Below are 23,075 nucleotides of genomic sequence, written 5' to 3' on the forward strand. Positions count from 1 at the left end.
CTCAGTCCGACGGCAGACTGAGGTCCTCGCCGGCGACGCGCAACGCTTCATAGGCGTCGTCGAGTGCGGTGACGATGGTCGCGGCGTCGCGGGCATGACGCGAAACGATGAAGTGGATCGGCACCTGGGCCAGGCGCTGGTAGGGCAGCGCCTCCATCCGTAGCCGCTGGCGGGCCTGTTCCACTGGAATCTGGTAATCGAGCAGGTAATCGCCACGGTTGCGCTGCAGCATTTCCAGCGCGGAAAGGTGATTGCTGGTGCGCAGCAGGCGCAGGTCGAGGCCGGGATCGTCCAGTAGCGCGTTGACGTTCGGCCAGTAGCTGTAGCCGCCGATCAGGATCAGCGACTTGCCGGCAAGGTCGTCCGGCAGGCGCGGTGCCGGCGTACCGGCAAGGCGGTAGAGGTTGAGATTGATCTGGCTGAGCGTATGCCGGCCTTCCAACGTATGGGTCGCCAGCTCCGGCTTGCCCTGGGCTCCAGGCCAGAGGTCGATGCTGCCATTCTCCAGCGCCGCGTAGAGGCGGGCGCCGGGCAGCCCTCGAAAGCGTACGCCGTAGCCGGCCTGGCGCGCGACGCGCCGGGTCAGTTCGGCCAGCTCGCCGCGTGCTATGCCCTGGGCGTCGGTGTAGATGGCCGGGGCGAACTCGTAGTAGCCGACGTTGAGGACGCGTTGCGAAACGGGATTGGCCAGGACCGCGGCTGGTAAGCCGAAAAGGGAGGCCAGGGCCAGATAGATGAATGCTTTCAATGGATCGATCGCTGCCTTGCGCTGTTCCAACAAGCATGCGCAGCCGATGCCCGGTTGTCCATGAGCCATATTGCTGCAGCAGCGTGAGGAATGTCGGCCTATATCGACCTATGCTCATACCGAAAGGCAGGCGTGCGGCATGAAGGAGTAGGGGTATGCAGCGCAAGGTGTTCGATCGCAAGGTGTTCAACCGCAAGCTGGTGGTGATCACCGGCGGCTGTGCCGGGATCGGCCGCGCGCTGGCGGTGCGCATGGCCCAGGCTGGCGCGCGGCTGGTGATCTTCGATCTGCATCAGGATGCGCTGGATGGCCTGGTGCAGCATCTGGCCGATCACCACAATGCCGATGCGCTGGGGTTGTGCTGTGACGTCAGCAAGGCCGAGGCGGTGCAGCGCGCGATTGCGCTGGTGGTGGAGCGTTACGGCGGCATCGACGTGCTGGTCAACAACGCCGGCATCACTCACCGCAGCCCGGTAGCGAATACCAGCCTGGCAGTGTTCGAGCGAGTGATGGCGGTGAATTTCTACGGCGCGTTGCATTGCACTCAGGCCGCGCTGCCCAGTCTGATCTCCCGCGGCGGGCAGATCATTGTGCTCAGCTCGCTTTCGCAGTATTCGCCGGTGCCCAACCGGGCCGCCTACAACGCCAGCAAGCATGCCCTGCACGGATTGTTCGAGACGCTGCGTTGCGAGCTTCGGGAAACCGGCGTCAACGTCATGCTTGTCTGCCCCGGCTACACCGCCACCGATCTGCGCAAGAACGTGCTGGTCGGCGATGGTTCGACAGCGCCAACCCCTGCGTTGGACATCGGTCGGGTCGCTTCGCCGCAGGATGTGGCCGAGGCGATCTATCAGGGCGCGCTGCGCCGGCGCCGGCTGCTGGTGCTGTCCAACCTGGACTGGAAAGCCCAGCTGCTGGCGCGCTGTTTTCCGCGGTTGTACCAGAGCCTGCTGTTGCCGCGGCTGCTTGGCGGGCGCGCCTCCTGAACGCAGCCGGCTAGCTGCCGCTGCCGTAGAGTTGCTGCATCAGCGCCTCGTCCCAGTAGGACGCCTCGATCTTGTGGCCGTCCAGATCGCGTACGAAACAGCCGTAGTAGGGCTCGCCATATTCCGGGCGCGGGCCGGGTGCGCCCTCATCGCTTGCGCCGGCGGTGATCGCCGCGCGATGGAAGGCGTCGACCTCGGCCTGATTCGCAGCGAAAAAACCGACATGGGTGCCGTTGCCCACCGACGCGCTGTCGCCGTCGATGGGTCGTTGAATCCAGAATTCCGGGTATTCACGGCCCCAGGCGACGGCGCCGGGGTGTTCGAGGATGCGCCTGCAGCCAAGGGTGGCGAGGACCTGGTCGTAGAAGGCAACCGCTTCGTCGAAGCGATTGCTGCCCAGTGAAATGTGCGAAAGGATACTTGGGTTCTGGTCGGCCATGGCGGGGTCTCCTGATGTGGCCGGAGCAAGCCTAGCAGGCTCTGTGCGCCTCGCCTGAACCTCCGTCGAAAGACCGCTCAGCCGTTGTCCGGCTGGCGTGTCGGCGGCTCGGTGCAGAGCATGAAGCAGCGGAACAGCATGATCGTCGGCAGCAACTGCAGCAGGCCGACCACGGCGTCCAGCAACATCGCCGGCAACAGTGGTGGCGTCTGCTCGGCGAACAGCTGGGCGGCGATCCAGATTTCCAGCATCCAGATCGGCAACAGCACGGTCATCACGCAGCCCAGTATCAGCAGAAAATGCCCGCGGGTGAGGGCGAAGCTCTCCTTTAGCGCCGCCAGCGGTGTCAGGCCACGCAAGACCAGCAGGTACTCGGCGAAGGCGATCTTGACCATGACCCAGATGCCGGGCAGCACGAACAGCGAGGCGCCGAGCATGATCAGCAGTGAGCCGAGCCCCGAGAGCACGGCCAGTGCTGGCCACAGCGGCAGGGCCCGGGCGTAGACCGCACGCAGCGCCGGATCGTGGCGACGGCTGCGCGCATCCAGATAAAGGATCAGCGCGCCGACGTACAGCGGATAGAAGATCAGGCCCACCAGCAGGTCCAGGGCGGGCAGGACGTTTTCGCCGAGCCAGTGATCGAGCGCCAGGCGTGTCGCGCTTTCGAGCAGGATCAGCGGCAGGCAGAGCCGGACGATGGTCAGGAAGTGGCGGGAGTAGAAGAACCAGGCGTCACGCAGGATGGCAAGAACGTTCATTGCAGACCGAAGGTGAATTAATCGTTTCGGGGCGCCACTGTAACGGATGCGGCAAGGACGGGACATGTGCGATTTCGCCGTCCATACTGGAGCCCCCTTTCAGATTCGGGCCGCCGCGTGAAGAAGATCGCCCTGTTCGCCGATGTACAGAACCTCTACTACACCGTGCGGCAGGCCCATGGCTGCCACTTCAACTATTCCGCGTTGTGGGCCGATGTCAGCCGTCGCGGCACCATCGTCGAGGCCTATGCCTACGCCATCGAGCGCGGTGACGCACGCCAGCAGCAGTTTCAGCAAATCCTGCGCAACCTCGGTTTCACGGTGAAGCTCAAGCCCTATATCCAGCGCAGCGACGGCTCGGCCAAGGGTGACTGGGATGTGGGCATCACCATCGACGTGCTGGATGCGGCGGCACGGGTCGACGAGGTGGTGCTGGCGTCCGGCGATGGCGATTTCGACCTGCTGCTCGATCGGGTGCGGGCCGGCGGCGCCGAAGCGACCGCCTATGGCGTACCGGGACTTACCGCGCAATCGCTGATCCGTGCGGCGACGCGTTACGTGCCGATCGAGGGTGATTTGTTGTTGCGTGGCTGAACATCCGCCCACTTTGAGGGGAGCGAGTCTGCCGATAGTGCGACTCGGAGTGGCCAGTGTAGGGTGGATGACGCTCCACCCATCCACCAAAACGACGTCAGGCTTTGCCGAGTGCCGCAAGCCGCTTGCGTACGGCCGCTTCGATGCCGGCCGCATCCAGGCCGCACTCGGCGAGCATTTCGCTGGGCTTGGCGTGCTCGACGTAGTAGTCGGGCAGGCCCAGATGCAGCATCGGTTTGAGAATGCTTTCGCCAGTGAGGAACTCGGCTACCGCGCTGCCGGCGCCAGCCATGATGCTGTTCTCTTCGATTGTCACCAGCAGCTCGTGGCTGCCAGCCAGTTCGCGCAGCAGGGCTTCGTCCAGCGGTTTGACGAATCGCATGTCGACCACCGTGGCGTCCAGCGCCTCGCCGACCTGCAGCGCTTCGGGCAGCTGCACGCCGAATACCAGAAGTGCGACGTTACTGCCCTCACGGCGCACCACGGCTTTGCCGATCTTCAGCGGCTCCAGGCCCGGCTCGATGGTGGCGTTGGGGCCGCTGCCGCGCGGATAGCGCACCGCGGCCGGGCCTTCGAAGTGGTAGCCGGTGGTGAGCATGCGGCGCATCTCGTTCTCGTCGCTGGGCGTCATCACCAGCATGCCGGGGATGCAGCGCAGGTAGGAGAGGTCGAAGCTGCCAGCGTGGGTCGGGCCGTCTTCGCCGACCAGTCCGGCACGGTCGATGGCGAACAGCACGTCGAGGTTCTGCACCGCGACATCGTGGATCAGCTGATCGTAGGCGCGCTGGAGGAACGTCGAATAGATCGCCACCACCGGCTTCATGCCTTCGCAGGCCATGCCTGCCGCCAGCGTCACAGCGTGCTGCTCGGCGATGGCGACATCGAAGTAACGCTGCGGGTAGCGCTCGCTGAAGGCCACCAGGTCCGAGCCTTCCTTCATCGCGGGGGTGATGCCGGTCAGGCGCGGGTCGGCGGCGGCCATGTCGCACAGCCACTGGCCGAACACATTGGAGTACTTGGGCCCTGAGGGCTTCTTCGGTTTGACCGGGGCGCCGACCGGCTCCAGCTTGCTGATCGCATGCCAGGTGATCGGGTCGGCTTCGGCGGGGGCGAAGCCCTTGCCCTTCTTCGTCACCACATGGAGGAATTGCGGGCCGTCGAGGTCGCGCATGTTGCGCAGGGTGGCGATCAGCGTCGGCAGGTCGTGGCCGTCGATGGGGCCGATGTAGTTCCAGCCCAGCTCCTCGAACAGCGTGCCCGGCACCAGCATGCCCTTGGCGTATTCCTCGGTGCGGCGGGCGATTTCCCAGGCACCCGGCAGGCGCGAGAGGATCTTCTTGCTGCCTTCGCGCATGCTCGAGTAGGTGCGGCTGGAGAGAATCTTGGCCAGGTAGTTGGACAGCCCGCCGACGTTGCGCGAGATCGACATGTCGTTGTCGTTGAGCACCACCAGCATGTTGGCGCCGACTTCCGGGGCGTGGTTGAGCGCCTCGAAGGCCATGCCGGCGGTGAGCGCGCCGTCGCCGATCACCGCGATGGACTTGCGCTGCTCGCCTTTCAGACGGGCGGCGACCGCCATGCCCAGGGCGGCGCTGATCGAGGTGCTGGAATGACCGACGCCGAAGGTGTCGTACTCGCTCTCCGAGCGGCGCGGGAAGGCGGCCAGGCCGTCCTTCTGACGCAGCGTGGCCATGCGCTCGCGGCGACCGGTGAGGATCTTGTGCGGATAGGCCTGATGGCCGACGTCCCACACCAGCCGGTCGTCCGGGGTGTCGTAGACGTAGTGCAGGGCTATGGTCAGCTCGATCACGCCGAGGCCGGCGCCGAAGTGCCCGCCAGTGTGGCCGACGCTGTACAACAGCTCCTGGCGCAGTTCGTTGGCAAGCTCTTCGAGTTCCGCCTCGCCCAGTCGGCGCAGCTGTTCGGGGGTCGCCGCTCGGTCAAGAACGGGCGTCGCGGGGCGAACCCGAGGGATCTCGTGAAAAGTCTTGGGCATCAGGCGGATCGTTGTTGTTGAAAAAAGAGCGGCAGTTTACCCGATGGGCCGTTCGATAAGAACGGCCCCGGGTCCGGTAGGGGTTTGACTGCTATTTCGGCGAAAGGCTCAGTTGCGTCGTTCGACAATGTAGCGCGCCAGCTCGCGCAACGGCTCGGCGGCTATATCGAACGGGCGCAGCGCGTGCAGTGCCTGGTCGCGCAGTTCCAGCGCGTAGGCCTTGGCCGCGTCCATGCCGAGCAGTGCCGGATAGGTGGGCTTGTCCCGGGCGATGTCGGCGCCCTGGTGCTTGCCCAGGGTCGCGGTGTCGCTTTCGACATCGAGAATGTCGTCCTGGACCTGGAAGGCCAGGCCGATGGCGCGTGCGTACTGGCTCAGCGAGGCGAGGTTGTCGGCGTCGGCATGGCCGCTGGCGAGCGCGCCGAGCTGCACGCTGGCTTCGATCAGCGCGCCGGTCTTGTGCCGGTGCATCAGCTCCAGGGCGTCGCGATCGAGCTTGAGCCCGACCGAGCCGAGGTCGATGGCCTGGCCGCCGACCATACCGGCCGGCCCGGCGGCGCGGGCCAGTACGGCGAACATGCGCAGGCGCAGCGTGGCGTCCTGCGGATTGTGCTCGACCTGGGCCATGGCCTCGAAAGCGAGACTCTGCAGGCCATCGCCGGCGAGGATCGCGCAGGCCTCGTCGAAAGCCTTGTGCGTAGTGGGCTGGCCGCGGCGCAGGTCGTCGTCGTCCATCGCCGGCAGGTCGTCGTGCACCAGCGAGTAGGCGTGGATCAGCTCGACGGCGCAGGCGGCGCCGTCAGCGCTGGCCTTGTCGCCGTTCAGTGCTTCGCAGGCGGCATAGACCAGCAGCGGGCGGACGCGCTTGCCGCCGTTCATCACGCTGTAGCGCATGGCCTGATAGAGGCGTTCGAGCTGCGGCAGCGGCGGGACGAAGAGGGTTTCGAGACAGCCGTCGACGCGCTGCTGACAGCGTTTCTGGTAGTCGCCGATCATCATGCTTCGGGGTCCGACTCGAAGGGGGCTTCCTGCAGGCTGCCGTCGCGTTCCAGCAGGATCTGCACCTTCTGCTCGGCCTGGCTCAGCGCAGCCTGGCAGTCGCGGGTCAGGCCGATGCCCTGTTCGAAGCAGGTCAGTGAGTCTTCCAGCGACAGCTCGCCGCTTTCCAGGCGTTCCACCAGCTGTTGCAGCTCGGCGAGGGATTGTTCGAAATCGAGGGCAGCTTTCTTGCGGGCCATGCGGGAACCTGTCGTCGGCGGCGAGTCGGAAACGGGCGCGACATTAGCAAAGAAACGCCCGCGGCAGCCACAAGGTTCGCCCGCGTGATGTGTATCCAGCTGCGTAAGGTGTCGGGATGCTGCCTGAGGTCAGCGAGCGCTAACCATGCTGCTCGCGCAGGCGTCGAGTGCGCTCGGCGAGCGGCAGCTTCGGGCAGCTGTCGCAGAGCTCGCCATCGGCGCGGCGGAAATGCTGGCAGCAGGCCTTGCGCTGCAAGCCGAGACGGGTGCCGCCATCGGTCAGCTGCACCGCCAGCAGGCCGCTGGCGCCCTGCATGCCGCACGCATCCAGCCAGGCATCGGCGCGACGGCAGAGCAGCAGGTTGCCGTAACCATCGGTCCGTTGCGTGTGCAGCAGCGCAGCCATCACGCAATCCGCGGCGAGGCGTTGCGCGAGCTTCGGATGCAGACCGAGCAACGCACCACAGGCCGCGTGGGTCTGCTCGCAGAACTGGCGGATCTGCTGCCCGGCGTGGCGCAGCAGGCGTTGCGCGTCCGCATGCAGCGGTTGATGGGCCGGCAGGCAGAAACCGGCGACGAAGCCCTGCTGCATACCCTGCGCGATGCCCTCCAGCTCGGGTGACTGGCCATCGAGTTGTACGGCCAGCACCTGCAGATAGATGGGCTGCCAGACCAGCAGCGTCCAGCAGCGCGCGGCCCAGTAATGGCGGCCCGCTTTCGGGTGCGCCGCCTGCCAGTGCGCCAGCAGGGCGGCCAGCGACTGCGGGCGATCCAGCATCAGCTCGTCGGGTCTTGGCGAGCCGACGCGCCCGTCCAGTCCCGGCAGGGCGCTGCGCACCCGCAGCAGCAGGTCGTTCAGCGCCTCGTCATCCGCCCATTGGGTTTCAGCGTTCCGGCGCATAGGGCGCGACGGGGTTTTTCAGGGTGCCGGCGAATTTCAGTGCACCGGCCGGATCGGCCAGATCCAGCATCTGCCGGTTGTTGCCCAGTTGCAGACGGTTCAGGCAGGAGCGGGCGAATTCCTCGGCGAACAGGTCGTAGCGGGCGAACTTGTCGCGCAGCTGCGGCTGGCTGGCCTGGTAGTCGGCGATGCAGTCGGCGACCTGTTGCCAGAAGCGCTGTTCCGGCAGGCCGACCTGCTCATCGAGAATCTGACTGAGGTAGCGGAAGAAGCCGTCGAAAACGTCGGTGAAGATAGACAGCACCTTGAGCTCGTCGGGCACCGATACCGCGAGACGGCCCACGGCCTCGGGGATCTGCGCGTCGCCATCGAGAATCACCGCTTCCTCACCGATGTCCTTCATCAGCACGCGCACCGGCAGGTGATCTTCCAGCACCAGAATCAGGTTCTCGCCATGCGGCATGAACACCAGGTCGTGGGCATAGAAGCAGTGCAGCAGCGGCGTCAGGTAGGCGTTGAGATAGCGGCGCAGCCAGCGGTCGGCGGTCAGCCCCGAGGCACTGATCAGCGTTGCCAGCAGGGCACGTTCTTCGCCGTCGCTGTGCAGCAGCGCGGCCATGGTCATCAGCCGCTGGCCGGGTTGAATGTGGCCATAAGGGCTCTCCCGCCACAGCGCCGAAAGCATCTTGCGATAAGGACTGCTGGCCGGCAGTGCCTGCTCGTAATAGGGATTGCGATAGCCGATGGCCGCGACTTCGCGCAGCAACTGGAAGCCGCAGTCGCGCAGCAGCGGGTCGTTGGCCACACGCTCGGCAAGGTAGGCGTTGATCGCGGGCGTCGCCTGCATGTAGTAGGGCGACAGCCCGCGCATGAAGCCCATGTTGAGGATCGACAGGGCGGTCTTCACGTAGCGCCGCTGCGGCTGGCTCTGGTTGAAGAAGGTGCGGATCGACTGCTGCGCGAGGTAGCGGTCATTGCTCAGACCGAGATGGACGATCTGCCGGTTGGCGATCTCCGCGGCGAAGCCGATGGCGAGGATGTTGTGCCACTGCCAGGGGTGCGCCGGCATCAGCAGATAGTCGTCGGGGTCGAGCTGCAGCGCGCGCAGCTGGCTATGAAACACCTCGAACTGACCACCCAGCTCCTCGCGCAGCAGGGTCGGCTGGTCGAGCCCGTCGATGGCGCTGTAGCTGGCGCGGCTGCGGTGCACGGCAAGCCAGACCAGACGCACCGGGCTCGCCGCTTCCGGCGCATAGGCGCGGTAATCCTGGGCGTCGAAGCCCATCCGCCCGTTGTTGGCGACGAAGCCCGGGTGGCCTTCGCGCATGCCGGTCTCGATCTGCTGGAAGTCCGCCAGGGCCAGCTGGGCAGCGCTCAGCGGGCTGTTGGCGAGCTTGTAGGCGCTGCCGAACAGGGTGCTGCTGATCTCGTCGAGGTAGACCGGCAGGTTGTTTTCCGAGATGCCCAGGGTGTCGGCGAACTCGATGATGAAGCTCAGCGCGTCCAGTGGCAGTTGCTGACCATCGCTGAGCTTCTCGATGGAGTCGGTAACGATGGACCAGTGATCCAGCGCCAGTCGTCGCGCCTTGAAGCGGTACTCGGTCGAGCTGTCCGGCACTGCGACGCGGTAGTGGCTGTCGCCGAGCGGCTCGGGGCTGAACAACTTCTCGTGGCTGAACTCGGCCAGGGCTTTCTTCACCAGCAGGCGATTGGCGCGGGCCCAATGTTCGGCCTGCAGGTGTTCGGTGGCCAGATCGCCGGCGGCGTTTGGCAGGTGCACGAGCTGATTCATTGCGGATTCTCCTGAAGGGTAGCGAGGAACTGCGCGCGGGTGCAGAACGCCAGGCACGCATCCTTTTCCGGTAGCTGCAGCAGGCGCTGGTAGACGAAGCCGACGCGCTGGTTCAAGGCATGCACCTTGGCGTTGCGCGCATCGGGCTCGACGACGATGCGCCGCGCGAATGGGTCGGCGAACTGATAGGCGAGGATGCTGCGCATGACTTCCAGGCTGAAGCCGTGCACGGGCTTTTTGCAGGGGGCGAGCAGCAGGTGCATGCCGCGGTCGCCGGGGCGCACCTGGTAGTGGTCGGCGAGGCGGTCATGGGCTGGGTGATAGCCCTCGAAAAGGAACGCGGGTTCGCCGTTGCACATACCGAGGGCAATGTCGCGATGGCTGCTGTGCTGGATCTCGTCGACGTAATTGGCCAGCTGCGCCAGGCTCAAATGGCCCATGGCCCAGAATCGCGCGTAGTCGCGGCGCAGCCAGTCGTGCAGCAGCGGCAGATGCTCGGCCTGCACTGTATCGAAATGCATGGCGCCGAGCCTGCAGTAGCGAACGAAGCGCGGACCATCCGCGCGGGAAAGAGCGGTATTCATGATTTGGCTCCACAGAGAGGCGCGCTGACTGGTGCTGAAACCAGCAGCCAGCGCAGCACGCAGGCGGTGAGAACGAGGCCGATGGCGGATAGGAAGAACGGCGCGGTGAGGCCGGCATCACGCACCACCACGCCGGCCAGCCAGGAGGCGGTGAGTACGCCGAGGTTCTGGAAGATGTTGATCAGGCTGTAGTCGCGGCCGTAGTGCTCCGGCCGGCTGAGGGCGAACAGTCGCGCATCCAGCGCCACGGTGAGCTGGTACAGCGCCCAGCCGAACAGCACGCGCCCGGCCAGCACCAGCGGCATCTGCTCGACGCCCTGCAACGCCAGCCCGGCGGCACCGAGCAGCAGCCAGGCGGTCAGGTGCTGCCCGGCGTGGTAGTGCAGGGCGAGGGCGAGCAGTGCCAGCATGCCGGGAATGGCATAGACCAGGCCGGTGATCCAGCTGGCCTGTGGTCCGCCGAGCTGTTCCCAGTACAGCGTGAAGAACGGCCGCGCCAGGTAGACGCAGAAGTAGAAAGCCAGCATCAGCAGGCACAGGCGGATGATCGCCAGGTGTTCCTGCGCAGCCCGTGGCGGCGTGCTCGCATCGACCCGTGCCGGCTGCGGCGCATGGCGCAACAAGAGCAGGCTGACGGCCATCTGCACGAAGTCCATCAGCCCCATCAGCACGAACATCCGCGCCGGACTGAGGTAGTGCAGCACGCCGCCGCCCAGCGTCGCGCCGGCGATTGCGCCCAGGTGCACCACCACCGAAAGCAGGCCGATGGTGCGTACCTGCTGGTCGGTGCCTACCAGGCCCATGACGTAGGGATACATCAGCAGGTAGCTGGCCTTGAAGGCGATCATCCCCAGCGACACCGGCCAGAACAGCCACTGCCGGTCGATGGCCGCGCAGGCCAGTGCCAGCACGCCGGCTACCAGCTGACCGACGATCAGCAGCCGCAGCGGGTGAGCATGGCGTGCAAGGCGCACCCACACGGGCAGTGCGAGCATCGCCACCAGGCACACCGCGGCCAGGTACAGCCCGACCTGCTCGCTGCGCAACTCGCCGAAACGCTCGGCGAAGTATTGCGGGTAGAACGGCATCAGCAGGCTGTCGCCGAGCACGGCCAGCAGCGTCATGCCGATCAGTGCGCGTCGCAGCGTCATCGCGCCGCCACCGCGCCCTGCGGTGCCAGCGATCGCGGCAGGCTGAACTGCTGGAAGGCGATCTTCGTCTCCACCGCGTAGTGCTCGCGCCCGCAGATCTCGCGCAGGATTGAGGCGTTGCGGTAGCAGCCCATGCCGAGATCCGGCGTCACCAGGCCGTGATCGACGAGCCCGGCGTTCTGAACGAAGACCTCGCCGCCGTTGCGGTCGATGCTGTAGTTGCGCGCCACGGCGAAGCGTTCCGGTGCCTGCCAGGCGATACGCTCGGCAATCGGCTGGATAAATCGCGGAAGGCGGTACTGATACCCGCTGGCCATCACCAGTGCGTCGCAGCGGTGGCGATAGCTCTGCTCCAGCTCGTGCTGGAAGAACTCCAGCTCCAGCGTGCCATCGCCCAGGCGCTGGCAGCGGCGCAGCTCGGCGTTGGTCAGCAGCTGGGTCGGCACCTCGCCCTTGAGGCTCTGGTTGTACAGCTCGTCGTAGATGGCGTTGATCAGGGTGGCGTTGATGCCCTTGTACAGGCCCTTCTGGCTGTCGATGAGCTTTTCCCGGGTGCTGCGCGGCAGGCTGTGGAAGTAGTCGATGTACTCCGGGCTGGTCATCTCCAGCGTCAGCTTGGTGTATTCCAGCGGGAAGAAGCGCGGCGCCCGGGTGATCCAGTTGAGCTGGTAGTCGTGGCGGTCGATTTCCTGCAACAGGTCGTAGTAGATCTCGGCCGCGCTCTGACCGCTGCCAACCACGGTGATCGAGCGCTTGCCCTGCAGGCGCGGCTTGTCCTGCAGGTAGTTGCCGCTGTGGCTGACGTGCTCGGCCAGTGCCTCGCAGCAGGTCGGCAGATAGGGCGTGGTGCCGGTGCCGAGTACCAGGCGGCGGGTGAGGAACTCGAAGCCCTCGCCGCTGCGCGTGTGCACGCCGCGCACCCGATAGCAGCGGTGCTCGTCGAGGTAGTCGACCTGCTGGACGAAATGCCCGAAGCGCAGGCTGTCGAGCTGCTCGACCACCCACTGGCAGTACTGGTTGTATTCGCGGCGCATCAGGAAGAAGTCTTCCTTGATGTAGAAGGCGTACAGCCGCCCCACCTGCTTGGCGTAGTTGAGGAAGCTGAAGCGGCTGGTGGGGTCGGCGAGGGTCACCAGATCAGCCATGAACGGCGTCTGCAGGGTGGCGCTGTCGAGCATCATGCCAGGGTGCCAGTTGAAACCCTCGGCGCGGTCGAGAAACAGGCAATCGAGCCCGTCGATGGGCTCGGCCAGGCAGGCCAGGCCGAGGTTGAACGGGCCGATGCCGATGCCAATGAAGTCATACATCTTGTTCATGTGCGATCTCCTTACTGGTTGGCGGCGGTGGGTAGGCCGTCGAGCAGGCGAGTGCCGTGGCCGCGAATCAGCTCGACGATGGTGCGCAGGTCGTCCAGCGTGGTTTCCGGGTTGAGCAGGGTGAACTTGAGGTACTGCCGGCCCTCGACCACTGTGGCGGCAATGACCGCCGCGCCGGAGCGGAAGATCGCCTTGCGGATCTCGCGGTTGATCTCGTCCAGGCGCTCGTCCGCCACGCCTGGCGCGACGAAGCGGAACACCAGCGTGCTCAGGCGCGGGGCGAAGACCTCAAAGGCCGGGTCGTCGGCGAGCAGGCGATGGGTGTCGGCGGCGCGGTCGATGACCTCCTCGAACATTGCCCCGATATGCTCGGCGCCGAGGACGCGCAGGGTCAGCCAGAGCTTCAGTGCGTCGAAGCGGCGGGTGGTCTGGATGCTCTTGTTGACCAGGTTCGGCGTGCCCTCGCGGGTCTGGCTGCGCGGGTTGAGGTAGTCGGCATGGTGGGTGATGTAGCTCAGGTGCTGACGCTGGCGAACGAAGAAACCGCTGCAGCTGACCGGCTGGAAGAACGACTTGTGATAGTCGACGGTGACCGAGTCGGCGTGCTCGATACCGGCCAGCCAGCCGCGGTAGCGCGGTGCGACCAGCAGACCGCCGCCATAGGCCGCGTCGACGTGTAGCCAGACGCCATAGTGCTGGCACAGCGCGGCGATTTCCGGCAACGGATCGATGCTGCCGAAGTCGGTGGTGCCGGCGGTGGCGACCACGGCCATGGGTAGCTCGCCCAGGCGCTGACAGTCGGCCAGGGCCTGGGCCAACGCCGGCACGCTCATGCACTGGGCACTGTCGGTTTCGATGCTGCGCACGGCGTCGTAGCCCAGGCCCAGCAGCGCGGCGGATTTCTGCACGCTGAAGTGGCTGGCGCGGGAGGCGAATATGCGTAGCCCGGCGGCCCCGGCCGGTAGGCCATGACGCAGGTTGCCGCCGTGGCCCGGCAATCGATTGCAGACATGCTCGCGGGCAAGCAGCAGGCCCATCAGGTTGGACTGGGTGCCACCGCTGGTGAACACGCCGTCGGCCTGGCCGCCGAGGCCGATACGCGCACAGGTCCAATCGATCAGGCGCTGTTCGATCAGCGTGCCGCCGGCGCTCTGGTCCCAAGTGTCCAGCGAAGAATTGAGCGATGACACCAGCACTTCGGCGAGCAGCGCCGGCAGCACCACCGGGCAGTTGAGGTGGGCGACGTAGCGCGGGTGGTGGAAGTACACCGCGTCGCGCAGGTAGAGCTGATCCAGCTCGCGCAGCGCGGCGCCGGCGTCGCCCAGCGGACGCTCAAGATCGACGCGCTCGAAATCGGCGGCCAGTTCCTGCGGAAGGATGCCGCTGAACGGCTGCTGCTGGCGCTGCAGACACTGCTGCACCAGGTTCAGCCCCTGCTGCATGAGCTGGCGGTAGTCATCGTGATTGCTGCGGGTGAACAGCCCGTTGCTGACGGGGCCGGGGGCGAAGGGCACTACGGTACTGGACGGGGTCATGCACATTCCTCGGGCCGAGCGCGGCCGCGACCCGGAGCGGGCCGTTTTCGCGGCTTCGGTGGTTTCTCGTCTGGCGGCTGGACCGCACGAAAGCATCTGCGAGGATGCCGGTTAATCGAGAATAACTCTCAATTGCGCAAGGGCACAGGCAAGACGAATCAGCGCGGAAAAACCATTACGGCGTCGAAGAAAAAAGTTACGGCCGCTCCAGTCGCTGGCGCGCCTTGGCCAGCTGGGCGATCACGGTATTCACCGAGATGCCAAGGCGTCCGGCTATCTCGGCCTGGCTGAGACCTTCCAGCCGGGCCAGTTCGAACACCTCGCGGCAACGCGGCGGCAGGTCATCGAGCTGGCGCAGCACGCACTGCAGCGCGCAGTGGTTTTCAACCAGCCCGCAAGGATCGGCCTGCACGGCTTCGATGAGTTCGAGCGGAGCTTCGTCTGATGCACCGAGCAAGGCGCGATGGCGCATGGCGTCGCGCAGCAGATTGGTGGCGATGCGAAAGAGATAGGCCTTGGGATTGTCGAGACGCTGCTCGGGCATGACCTGGGCGAGCTTCAGCCAGGCATCCTGCGCCAGGTCCTCGGCCAGCGCGCGACAGCCGCCGAGGCGCGTGAGGTGGGCGACCAGTTGCTGGCGATGATGGACGTAACACTGCAGGCAGGAATCGGAAATCTTGTTGTTGTCGCGCATGGGAGCGTGCCACCGAGAGGGGCAACGAAACTATCCCAGATGCGAACTGTTCGCAATTGCAGGCTTAATGCTGGCACGCCGGTCGGTGCTTATCCGTCCAGCGGCAGCTGCAGGTTGATCGGTCGACCGTTCTGCTGCAGGCGGCACTGCGCTGCCGGCTGCGGCCGTGCGTAGTGGAATCCCTGCAAGCTGGGGCAGCCGTTGAGGCGCAGGAACGCCGCCTGACGCTCGTTCTCCACGCCTTCGGCGACCACGTGCAGGCCGAGGTGGCTGGCCATGGTGAGGATGCCGCGCACCAGCGCGACCGACTGTTCGCTATCCGGCAGCCCGCTGACGAACTCGCGGTCGATCTTGATGCCATCGAAGCGGAAGCGCTGCAGGTAGGTCAGCGAGGCGTAGCCGGTGCCGAAGTCGTCGAGCAGCAGCGGCAGCCCGGCGGCCTTCAGGCGGCCGAGGGTCTGCTGGACATGCTCATCGGCTTCGAGCAGCGCACTCTCGGTGACCTCCAGTTCCAGCATGCTCGCCGATGCGCCTTCTTCCTTGAGAATCGCCAGCAGGCTGCCGGCCAGATCCGCCTGGCGGAAGTCCAGTGGCGACAGGTTGACCGCGATGCGCAGCGCATGCCCCATGGCGTGCCAGCGACAAGCCTGGCGGCAGGCCTCGCGAAACACCCAGCGGGTCGCCTCGATGATCATGCCGCTCTCTTCCAGCACCGGAATGAACTCCCCGGGCGGCACCAGGCCGCGGTCCGGCGAAGCCCAGCGCAGCAGGGCCTCCATGACTTCCGGCTCACCCTGGGCGTTGACCTGCGGCTGGTAGTGCAGCACGAACTCTTCGTGATCCAGCGCGCGCCGCAGTGCCTGCTCCAGTTCACGGCGGCTGGCGGCCGCGTCGCTGAGTGCTTCGTTGTAGATGACGGTGCGATTGCGTCCGGCATCCTTGGCCGCGTACAGCGCCAGGTCGACGCGCTTGAGCAGCTCGGTAGCGCTGTGCCGGCCGTCGCTGACCGCGATGCCGATACTCGGGCTGACGAAGCACTCGTACTGACCGATGCGCACCGGCAGCTCGAAACGCTCGATGATGCTTTTCGCCAGCTGTTCCGCACGCCGGGCATCGCTGCTGTCGAGCAACAGCATGAACTCGTCGCCGCCTGTGCGCGAAAGCAGGGATTTTTCCGGCATCAGCTGGCCGAGGCGATCGCCGATCTGTATCAGCAACTTGTCCCCTATTTCGTGGCCGAGGCTGTCGTTGATGCGCTTGAAGTGATCCAGGTCGAGGTAGAGCAGGCTCAACGGCAGGCGAGCTGCCAACAGCTGGTCGAGGCGCTGCATCAGGTAGTTGCGGTTGGCCAGCTGGGTCAGCGGATCGAAGTGGGCGAGAAAGCGCAGCCGTTGTTCGGCGCGCAGTCGGTCGCTGATATCGCGCAGCAGGACCAGGAAATGGCGCACGCCGTAGCGCTGGAAGGGCGTGCAGCTGATTTCCAGCGGAATGTCCTGGCCATTTCGGCGGCCGGTCAGCTCCAGCGCGGTGTTCGCCGGCGTGCTGCGCAGGCGCGCGGTGGCATCGCTCTCTGCCAGGCGGTCGCCCGGCAGGTTGCCGATGAGCTCCCCCGGGGTACAGCCGAACAGGGCGGCAGCCGCCGGGTTGGCCTGCAGCACGCGCAGCTCGCGGTCGACCACCAGCATGCCGATCGGCGCCGTGTCGACCAGGTCGCGCAGCAGCTGTTCGCTTTCGCTGAGGGCCAGCTGCCGCTCGTGCAGCTGGTTCATCATGCGACTGAGGGTGGCGGCGAGCCGGCCGATCTCGTCGCGGCCGGCCACCGCCAGGGTCTGCGGCCGCTGGTCGATGGCGAACTGCCGTGCGGCCTGGTCGATGCGCGCCAGGCGGCGCGTCAGCAGGCGTCCGTAGATGCGGTTGAGGATCAGGCCGAGCAGCAGCAATAACGTCAGGGTCTGGGCCAGATAGAACCAGGCGTCACGTTTGGTCTGCGCGAGCATCGGCGTGAAGTCGTATTCGGCCAGCAGCGCTTCGCGCACCGGCGTGCCATTCTGTGCGACATGGTCCAGCGGGTAGATCGCCAGCTGTCGCGCGCCTTCGCCGGCCCAGGCGGGGCGACCGCTGTCGACACGGGCCTTGAGCGCGGCGGCGTCGATCAGCTCGAGTCGCTCGGCGGTCAGGCCCAGCCGGGTGGTGGCGATTATCTGCAGGTCAGGGCCGATCACCATCGCCCAGCGCACCCCCTCCAGGCTCGCCAGGTCGGCCAGCTCCGTCTCCAGTTCGGCGTTGCGCCCCAGCCGGCGATGGTCGCTCAGGCTGCTCTGCAGCAGGGCTAGGTGCTGCGCGGTGTGGTCGCGCCAGTCGGTGAGCGTTTCCTCGATGCGCGTCGGCAGGTGCCAGGTGGTCAGGAGCACCGTGAACATCAGGCCGAAGATGCCCAGCAGCAGGGGCAGCGATTTTCGCAGCGACAATCTTGTCAGCATTCGAGCACCTCGCAGCGGGGGACCAGCCCCTCATGCCGGACGTTGTTCAGCAGTTGTCGCTCGCCCATGTACTGGTTCAGGCGTGCGATGCTGCGGTGTAGCTGGCCGTCACGGAGCCATTCGCGATTGACCGCGCGATCGCCCATGAGCAAACCATCCAGCGTGACCTGCAGCGCAGCGGGCGTCAGGCCCAGGCGTGCAAGCAGGTGCGGGTCGGTCTTGGCGCGCTGATCCTGCCAGGCGCGCAAGGCGTCGAACCAGAGCGCTCTGAGGCGCTTGCGCTGCTCAGGATTGACCCGCTGGCGATCAACGACCAGAACGTCGACGATCTCACCCGGCAGTTGGCGGCTGTCGAAGATGCGGCGCGCGCCGCTGGCCTCCAGCGCCGGCCCTTCCGAGGCGAAGGTGATGACCGCGTCAACGCGTCCGGCGGCATACGCCTCGACCTGCTCATGCACCGGCAGGCTGACCACTTGCAGGTCTGCGATATCCAGCTGCGCCTGATCCAGCACGCGGGAGAGGAAATAGGCTCCGAGCGCGGTGTTCTCCACGCCGATTCGCCGGCCGCGCAGATCGTCGACCGTGGCTATCGGGGCGCGGGCGAACAGGACGTCCGCGCCGGCGGAGACATTGGTGACCAGAATGATCTCCAGATTCAGATCGGCGCTGGCCTGCAGCAGCAGCGTTTCGTCCAGGGTCAGCATGGCGGCATCCAGCATGCCATTGCGAAAGCCGCGCAGCACACCGGTGGTGGTCGGGTATTCGACCAGGCGAACACCGCTCGGGGCCGTCCATTGCAGCTCGTCCGCCAGATAGAACGGTGCATAGCCGAGCCAGCGGTTACTGCCGACCCGGACGGAGTCCGGGTCGGGCTGGCAGCCGAGCAAGGCGATGAACATCAGCAATAGGATTGAGCCCCGGACCATGCGATCACTCCGTGATACCTGAATGCCACCATAGCGAAACCGTACGGTCACGGGAATCCCTGCTAAAGCAGTGGGTATTCCCACCGAGTGCAGTAGAGACCTCGCCGTGACGCGATGACCTGGGTCCGCAGTGCCTGCTGCCGGACGTGGCAGCTGAGCTGCGACAACGTGTCCGGCGGACGCAAGCGCGCGTCTGGTAGCTTCCAGAACAAGAACTTCGCGTAGGACGCGACGGAGCGGAAGCTTGAAACGCAAGGCAGGACTACTGGCGGCACTCATATTGACCCTGACGCTGGTGCCAATGTGGGTCTTCGTTCTCAATGAGATAAAGCACGAGCGCGTCCTCGCCACGGACGCCGCGCGCAACGACGCGATGAACCTGGCCACCGCCTTCGAGGCGCATGTGCACAGCGTGATAAGGCTGATGGATACCGTGCTCCTGGATATGCGCGAAGACGTGCTGGAGCACGCCGACTTCGCCGGTTATGTGGACGAGGAGCTGGCTGTCTATGGCAATTTCCTCACGCAACTGGCAGTGATCGACAAGGACGGCCGACTGGTTTTTTCCAACCTCGACGCGAATATCAAGCCTGTGGATCTGAGTGATCGCGAGCATTTCCGCGTACACCGCGACCACCCCGGGGAAGACCGCCTGTTCATCAGCAAGCCGGTGCTGGGCAGGGTGTCGAAACAGTGGACCATCCAGTTCACTCGCCCCATTCACCAAGACGGTGAGTTCGCCGGCGTTCTGGTGCTCTCCATTCCCACCAGCTTCTTCGCTGACTACTACCAGCAGATAAACGTGGGCCCCAATGGCAGCATCGCGCTGGTTGGCACTGATCGCAGCTTGCGTGCCATTGCCGCGGGAGCGCCCGTCGTCGGCCGTTACGGGCGTTTCAAGGTGCCGGAAGACAAGCCCTATTTCGATCCGAATGCCCCTGAGCGCGGTTATTACGAAGGGGTGAGCGCGATCGATGGTGAGTATCGCCTGGGTGCCTACCGGCGGCTCGCCGATGATGGGGTCGTGGTCGTTGTGCTGTTGTCACCGAAGGATTTCATGGCTGCGTTCGATGAGCGCCGGGAGCTGCTGATTGCCTCGGCTGGTATCATCTCGCTGCTGCTGGCGGCGGTCGCGCTGCTGATATTTGTCCTGAGCAACCGCTATTTCCAGAGCACGGAAAAGCTGCGTCAGGCTCACGATCAACTGGCGCAGCTGGCCAATACCGATGTGCTGACGGGGGTGAGCAGCCGTCGATCGTTCCTGACCGGCCTGGAGGCCGAGCTTGCCCGGGCTCGCCGCCACGATGAAAGCCTCAGCCTGCTGATGCTCGACATCGACCACTTCAAACGCGTCAACGATGTGCACGGCCATCCGATCGGCGACGCGGTACTCAAGCAGTTCACTGCGACATGCGCCAGCATGCTGCGCGCGCACGATCTGTTCGGCCGTCTCGGTGGAGAGGAGTTTGCAATTGCACTGCCGCATACAGATCCCGACGGCGCACGCAGTGTGGCCGAGAAGATCCGCATGGCCATTGAGCAGGCGCAATTGACGACCGCAGCGGGCAACATCGAGATCACGGTTAGCATCGGCGTGGCCCAGACGCAGGCCGGGCAGCATGAGATCGATCAGTTGATCGCGTGGGCGGACAAGGCGCTCTATGACGCCAAGCACGGAGGTCGAAACCAGGTTCGCGTCGGCCGCCCGGAGGACGAAGCGGAAGGCTAAATCGCGGGCAATAAAAAAGCCGGCTTGTGGCCGGCTTTTCTTCAGTGCTTCGACTTACTTCTGGTAAGCCTCGGCAGCTTTGATGATGGCGGCGCGGGCGGCGTCGGCGCCTTCCCAGCCTTCGACCTTGACCCACTTGCCCTTCTCGAGATCCTTGTAGTTCTCGAAGAAGTGCTTGATCTGCTCGATCAGCAGCGGCGGCAGATCGGTGTATTCCTTCACGTCCACGTACAGCTGGGTCAGCTTGTCGTGCGGAACGGCGATCAGCTTGGCGTCGCCGCCGGCTTCGTCGGTCATGTTCAGTACGCCGACCGGACGGCAGCGGATGACCGAACCCGGGGCAACCGGATAGGGGGTCACGACCAGCACGTCGAGGGGGTCGCCGTCATCGGCCAGGGTGTGCGGAATGAAACCGTAGTTGGCCGGGTAGAACATCGGGGTGGCCATGAAGCGGTCGACGAACAGGCAGTCGGTGTCGTGATCGATTTCGTACTTGATCGGCGCGTGGTTGGCCGGGATCTCGATGGCGACGTAGATGTCGTTCGGCAGGTCTTTGCCAGCCGGGACTTTGCTGTAGCTCATGAACGATGGGCTCCTGATCGGCCAGCGCGGCCTGGGGGCGGAAAAAGTGGGCGCGATTATAGGCGCAATGTCGCGTGCAATGCACGCCGGCTTCGACGCGCCCGGCCTACGCAGGTTCCCGGTAATCGGGATGTTCGGCCTGCAGGCGTTGCAAGCGCGCCAGCGGGTCCTGCCGATAGAAGTCCGCCAGCTGCGCGTAGACCTCGGGAAAGGCCCGATGCAGCACGTCGGGCGCGCTGAAGAAATACTCGCTGGTCACGGCAAAGAACTCTGCCGGGTTCTCGGCGGCGTAGGGGTCGATCGGTGTCTCGGCATCCGGGTCGGCGTCGAGCATGCGGTCGAGCTGGTCGTAGGCGCGCTGCATGGCGCTGGCCCAGGCGTCGATGCGCATCTGCCGGTGCAGCGGCGGCAGGCCGTTGGCGTCGCCGTTGAGCATGTCCAGCTTGTGCGCCAGCTCGTGGATCACCAGGTTGTAGGCCTCCCAGCCGCCACTCTGCTGTACGCCAGGCCAGGCCAGGATCACCGGGCCCTGCAACCAGGCTTCGCCGCTGTGCTCGGCGTCCCATTCATGCTCGACGCCGGCGGCGTCGCGGTGCTTCTGCGGGCTGAGGAAGTCGTCGGGGTAGATCACGATCTCGTGAAAGCCGCGATACCAGCCGAGATCGGCCAGGTGCAGCAGCGGCAATTGCGCCTGCAGCGCCAGGCGCAGGCGATCCTCGGCTTGTAGTTCGACCCCTGCCAGCGGCGTCAGGCGCTTATCGTGCAGAAACAGCACGGCGCGCTCACGCAGACGGCTCAACTCGTCCCCGCTCAGGCCATCGAGTATCGGCAGGCTGTCGAGCACCTGCTGCCACAGCTCAGGCGCGACCGGGTTGCGGGCAAGGATGCGTTTGCGCTGCCAGGCGCGGAAGGACCACATGGGCGGAGGCTCCAGCGAAGTGGGCGCCCACATTAAGCGTGGCTGCGGGATGCGACAAGCAGTGAAGTACCGTCGGTCGGTGCGTCACGGGACTGTCAAGCGGGGCGGCTACATCAGGAGAACCACTCACTCGCAAGGAGACCCCGAGATGACCGCACCGGATCAGAAACGCCGCCAACTGCTGCAGGGCATCGGCGCCGGCATCGCCCTGCCGGCTCTGGGCATTGCACCCGCCATCATCGCCGCGCCGCGCGAGCGTCCGCAGATGCTCGACGGCGTGCAGTCCGGCGACGTCACGGACGGCCGCGCGCTGATCTGGAGCCGCTGCGACAGGCCCGGGCGATTGGTCGTCGAGTGGGATACGCGCAGCCGCTTCGGCAATCCGCGGCGCATGCTGTCTTCGATCACCGATGCCGGTCAGGACTTCACGGCCCGCGTCGATCTGCGTGGGCTGCCGGCAGATCAGTCGATCTTCTACCGCGCGCGCTTCGAGGATGCTCGCAGCGGCGTGCTCAGCGAGCCCTGGTTCGGCCATCTGCGCAGCGCACCAACTCGCCCGCGCAATATCCGTTTCGTCTGGGGTGGCGATACCTGCGGCCAGGGCTACGGCATCAACCCGGACTTCGGCGGCATGCGTATCTACGAAAGCATGCGCATGCGCCGACCGGACTTCTTTCTGCACAGCGGCGACGTGATCTATGCCGACGGGCCGATCCCCGCCGAAGTGACCGCCGAGGACGGCAGTGTCTGGCGCAACCTGGTCACCGAAGAGAAGAGCAAGGTCGCCGAGACGCTGCGCGAGTTTCGCGGCAACTACCGCTACAACCTGCTGGACGAGAACCTGCGCGCCTTCAACGCCGAGGTGCCGCAGATCTGGCAGTGGGATGACCACGAGGTGACCAACAACTGGTCGCCGAGCAAGGAGCTGGATGACCGCTATCAGCAGGTGCGCGACATCGATACGCTGGTGCAGCGCGCACGCCAGGCGTATCTGGAATACGCACCGATGCGCCTGGCCCGCGGCGACAAGCTCGGCCGCATCTATCGCAAAGTCAGCTACGGGCCGCTGCTGGATGTGTTCGTGCTGGACATGCGCAGCTACCGCGGGCCGAACACCCACAACCTGCAAGCGGAGCAGGGCACCGACACGGCGTTTCTCGGCCGCGAGCAGCTGCGATGGCTCAAGCGAGAGCTGCGAGCCTCGCGCGCAACCTGGAAGGTCATCGCCGCCGACATGCCCATCGGCCTGCACGTACCGGACGGTCCGCGCTGGGAGGCAATCGCCAATGGCAACGACGGTGAGGCGTTGGGCCGGGAGCTGGAAATCGCCGACCTGCTGACCTTCATCCAGCGTGCACGAGTGCGCAACACCGTCTGGCTGACCGCGGATGTGCACTACTGCGCGGCGCACCACTATCATCCCAATCGCGCTGCCTATCAGCGTTTCGAACCGTTCTGGGAGTTTGTCGCCGGGCCACTGAACGCCGGCAGCTTTGGACCGAATCCGCTGGACGGTACCTTTGGTCCGGAGGTGGTGTTCCAGAAGGCTCCGGCGACTGCGAACAGCTCGCCGCGGGCCGGCTTCCAGTTTTTCGGCGAGGTGGAGATCGACGCGCAGAGCGGTGCGCTGGGCGTGAGTCTGCGCGACATCGACGGCACGGTGGTCTACAGCCAGACGCTTGAGCCCTGGCAGCCGGCCTGAGCCGG

21 protein-coding genes are annotated in these 23,075 nt (G+C 65.6%); 4 read left to right on the plus strand and 17 right to left on the minus strand.

Annotated features, from left to right (window positions below):
• Position 1: 1 nt before the first annotated feature.
• Complete coding sequence (locus tag LLJ08_RS02790) at positions 2–817, minus strand: substrate-binding periplasmic protein (RefSeq protein WP_228208158.1); 816 nt, start codon at positions 815–817, stop codon at positions 2–4.
• An 86-nt stretch (positions 818–903) separates the two neighbouring features.
• On the opposite strand from LLJ08_RS02790, the gene LLJ08_RS02795 reads away from it, so the two are divergent.
• Positions 904–1,734, plus strand: a complete 831-nt coding sequence (locus tag LLJ08_RS02795; RefSeq protein ID WP_228208159.1) for an SDR family oxidoreductase — start codon at positions 904–906, stop codon at positions 1,732–1,734.
• Positions 1,735–1,744: 10 nt separating this feature from the next.
• Here LLJ08_RS02795 and LLJ08_RS02800 read toward each other — a convergent pair whose 3' ends face one another.
• Positions 1,745–2,173: a VOC family protein gene (locus LLJ08_RS02800; RefSeq protein WP_228208160.1), complete on the minus strand. Its 429-nt coding sequence runs from the start codon at positions 2,171–2,173 to the stop codon at positions 1,745–1,747.
• A 77-nt stretch (positions 2,174–2,250) separates the two neighbouring features.
• The gene (locus LLJ08_RS02805; protein WP_228208161.1) at positions 2,251–2,931 is read right to left on the minus strand and encodes a YciC family protein; all 681 of its coding nucleotides are present in this window, start codon (positions 2,929–2,931) and stop codon (positions 2,251–2,253) included.
• A gap of 117 nt (positions 2,932–3,048) precedes the next feature.
• Here LLJ08_RS02805 and LLJ08_RS02810 point away from each other — a divergent pair, with 117 nt between their 5' ends.
• On the plus strand, positions 3,049–3,525 hold the full coding sequence (locus LLJ08_RS02810; RefSeq protein WP_014819014.1) for a LabA-like NYN domain-containing protein: 477 nt from the start codon (positions 3,049–3,051) through the stop codon (positions 3,523–3,525).
• 97 nt (positions 3,526–3,622) lie between these two features.
• Here LLJ08_RS02810 and dxs read toward each other — a convergent pair whose 3' ends face one another.
• The 12 genes from dxs to LLJ08_RS02870 form a co-directional block, all read right to left on the minus strand.
• Complete coding sequence (dxs, locus tag LLJ08_RS02815; protein ID WP_042928909.1) at positions 3,623–5,521, minus strand: 1-deoxy-D-xylulose-5-phosphate synthase; 1,899 nt, start codon at positions 5,519–5,521, stop codon at positions 3,623–3,625.
• Between the two features lie 108 nt (positions 5,522–5,629).
• Positions 5,630–6,517 (minus strand): polyprenyl synthetase family protein, encoded by an 888-nt coding sequence (locus tag LLJ08_RS02820; protein WP_228208893.1) that lies wholly within the window; start codon positions 6,515–6,517, stop codon positions 5,630–5,632.
• On the minus strand, positions 6,517–6,759 hold the full coding sequence (locus tag LLJ08_RS02825; protein ID WP_003283056.1) for an exodeoxyribonuclease VII small subunit: 243 nt from the start codon (positions 6,757–6,759) through the stop codon (positions 6,517–6,519). The genes LLJ08_RS02820 and LLJ08_RS02825 overlap by 1 nt, the downstream gene beginning before the upstream one ends.
• 139 nt (positions 6,760–6,898) lie before the next feature.
• Positions 6,899–7,660: a siderophore ferric iron reductase gene (locus LLJ08_RS02830; protein WP_228208162.1), complete on the minus strand. Its 762-nt coding sequence runs from the start codon at positions 7,658–7,660 to the stop codon at positions 6,899–6,901.
• Entirely contained in the window at positions 7,644–9,452 is a 1,809-nt protein-coding gene (locus LLJ08_RS02835) for an IucA/IucC family protein (RefSeq protein ID WP_228208163.1), read from the minus strand. The genes LLJ08_RS02830 and LLJ08_RS02835 overlap by 17 nt, the downstream gene beginning before the upstream one ends.
• Entirely contained in the window at positions 9,449–10,036 is a 588-nt protein-coding gene (locus LLJ08_RS02840) for a GNAT family N-acetyltransferase (protein WP_228208164.1), read from the minus strand. Before LLJ08_RS02840 ends, LLJ08_RS02835 begins: the two co-directional genes overlap by 4 nt.
• Positions 10,033–11,187: an MFS transporter gene (locus tag LLJ08_RS02845; RefSeq protein ID WP_228208165.1), complete on the minus strand. Its 1,155-nt coding sequence runs from the start codon at positions 11,185–11,187 to the stop codon at positions 10,033–10,035. Before LLJ08_RS02845 ends, LLJ08_RS02840 begins: the two co-directional genes overlap by 4 nt.
• On the minus strand, positions 11,184–12,503 hold the full coding sequence (locus LLJ08_RS02850) for a lysine N(6)-hydroxylase/L-ornithine N(5)-oxygenase family protein (protein WP_228208166.1): 1,320 nt from the start codon (positions 12,501–12,503) through the stop codon (positions 11,184–11,186). The genes LLJ08_RS02845 and LLJ08_RS02850 overlap by 4 nt, the downstream gene beginning before the upstream one ends.
• An 11-nt stretch (positions 12,504–12,514) precedes the next feature.
• The gene (locus LLJ08_RS02855) at positions 12,515–14,038 is read right to left on the minus strand and encodes a pyridoxal phosphate-dependent decarboxylase family protein (protein ID WP_228208167.1); all 1,524 of its coding nucleotides are present in this window, start codon (positions 14,036–14,038) and stop codon (positions 12,515–12,517) included.
• A gap of 196 nt (positions 14,039–14,234) precedes the next feature.
• Positions 14,235–14,732: an RNA polymerase sigma factor gene (locus LLJ08_RS02860; RefSeq protein WP_041015942.1), complete on the minus strand. Its 498-nt coding sequence runs from the start codon at positions 14,730–14,732 to the stop codon at positions 14,235–14,237.
• A gap of 89 nt (positions 14,733–14,821) precedes the next feature.
• A complete protein-coding gene (locus tag LLJ08_RS02865) occupies positions 14,822–17,212 on the minus strand; it encodes a putative bifunctional diguanylate cyclase/phosphodiesterase (RefSeq protein ID WP_228208168.1) in 2,391 nt (796 codons plus the stop codon).
• A complete protein-coding gene (locus LLJ08_RS02870) occupies positions 17,206–18,138 on the minus strand; it encodes an ABC transporter substrate-binding protein (RefSeq protein ID WP_228208169.1) in 933 nt (310 codons plus the stop codon). Before LLJ08_RS02870 ends, LLJ08_RS02865 begins: the two co-directional genes overlap by 7 nt.
• 244 nt (positions 18,139–18,382) lie before the next feature.
• On the opposite strand from LLJ08_RS02870, the gene LLJ08_RS02875 reads away from it, so the two are divergent.
• Complete coding sequence (locus LLJ08_RS02875) at positions 18,383–19,867, plus strand: sensor domain-containing diguanylate cyclase (protein WP_228208170.1); 1,485 nt, start codon at positions 18,383–18,385, stop codon at positions 19,865–19,867.
• A 54-nt stretch (positions 19,868–19,921) separates the two neighbouring features.
• Here the strand turns inward: LLJ08_RS02875 and ppa are convergent, their stop codons facing one another.
• Together ppa and LLJ08_RS02885 are read right to left on the minus strand one after the other, a co-directional pair.
• A complete protein-coding gene (gene ppa, locus LLJ08_RS02880) occupies positions 19,922–20,449 on the minus strand; it encodes an inorganic diphosphatase (RefSeq protein ID WP_014819027.1) in 528 nt (175 codons plus the stop codon).
• Between the two features lie 106 nt (positions 20,450–20,555).
• Positions 20,556–21,368 carry a M90 family metallopeptidase gene (locus LLJ08_RS02885; RefSeq protein ID WP_125875658.1) on the minus strand — a complete coding sequence of 271 codons (813 nt, stop codon included), beginning with the start codon at positions 21,366–21,368 and terminating at the stop codon, positions 20,556–20,558.
• A 148-nt stretch (positions 21,369–21,516) separates the two neighbouring features.
• Here LLJ08_RS02885 and LLJ08_RS02890 point away from each other — a divergent pair, with 148 nt between their 5' ends.
• Positions 21,517–23,070 (plus strand): alkaline phosphatase D family protein, encoded by a 1,554-nt coding sequence (locus tag LLJ08_RS02890; protein WP_228208171.1) that lies wholly within the window; start codon positions 21,517–21,519, stop codon positions 23,068–23,070.
• The last annotated feature ends 5 nt before the right edge of the window (positions 23,071–23,075 follow it).

It is taken from the genome of Stutzerimonas chloritidismutans (assembly GCF_020783375.1).
GTDB lineage: Bacteria > Pseudomonadota > Gammaproteobacteria > Pseudomonadales > Pseudomonadaceae > Stutzerimonas > Stutzerimonas kunmingensis.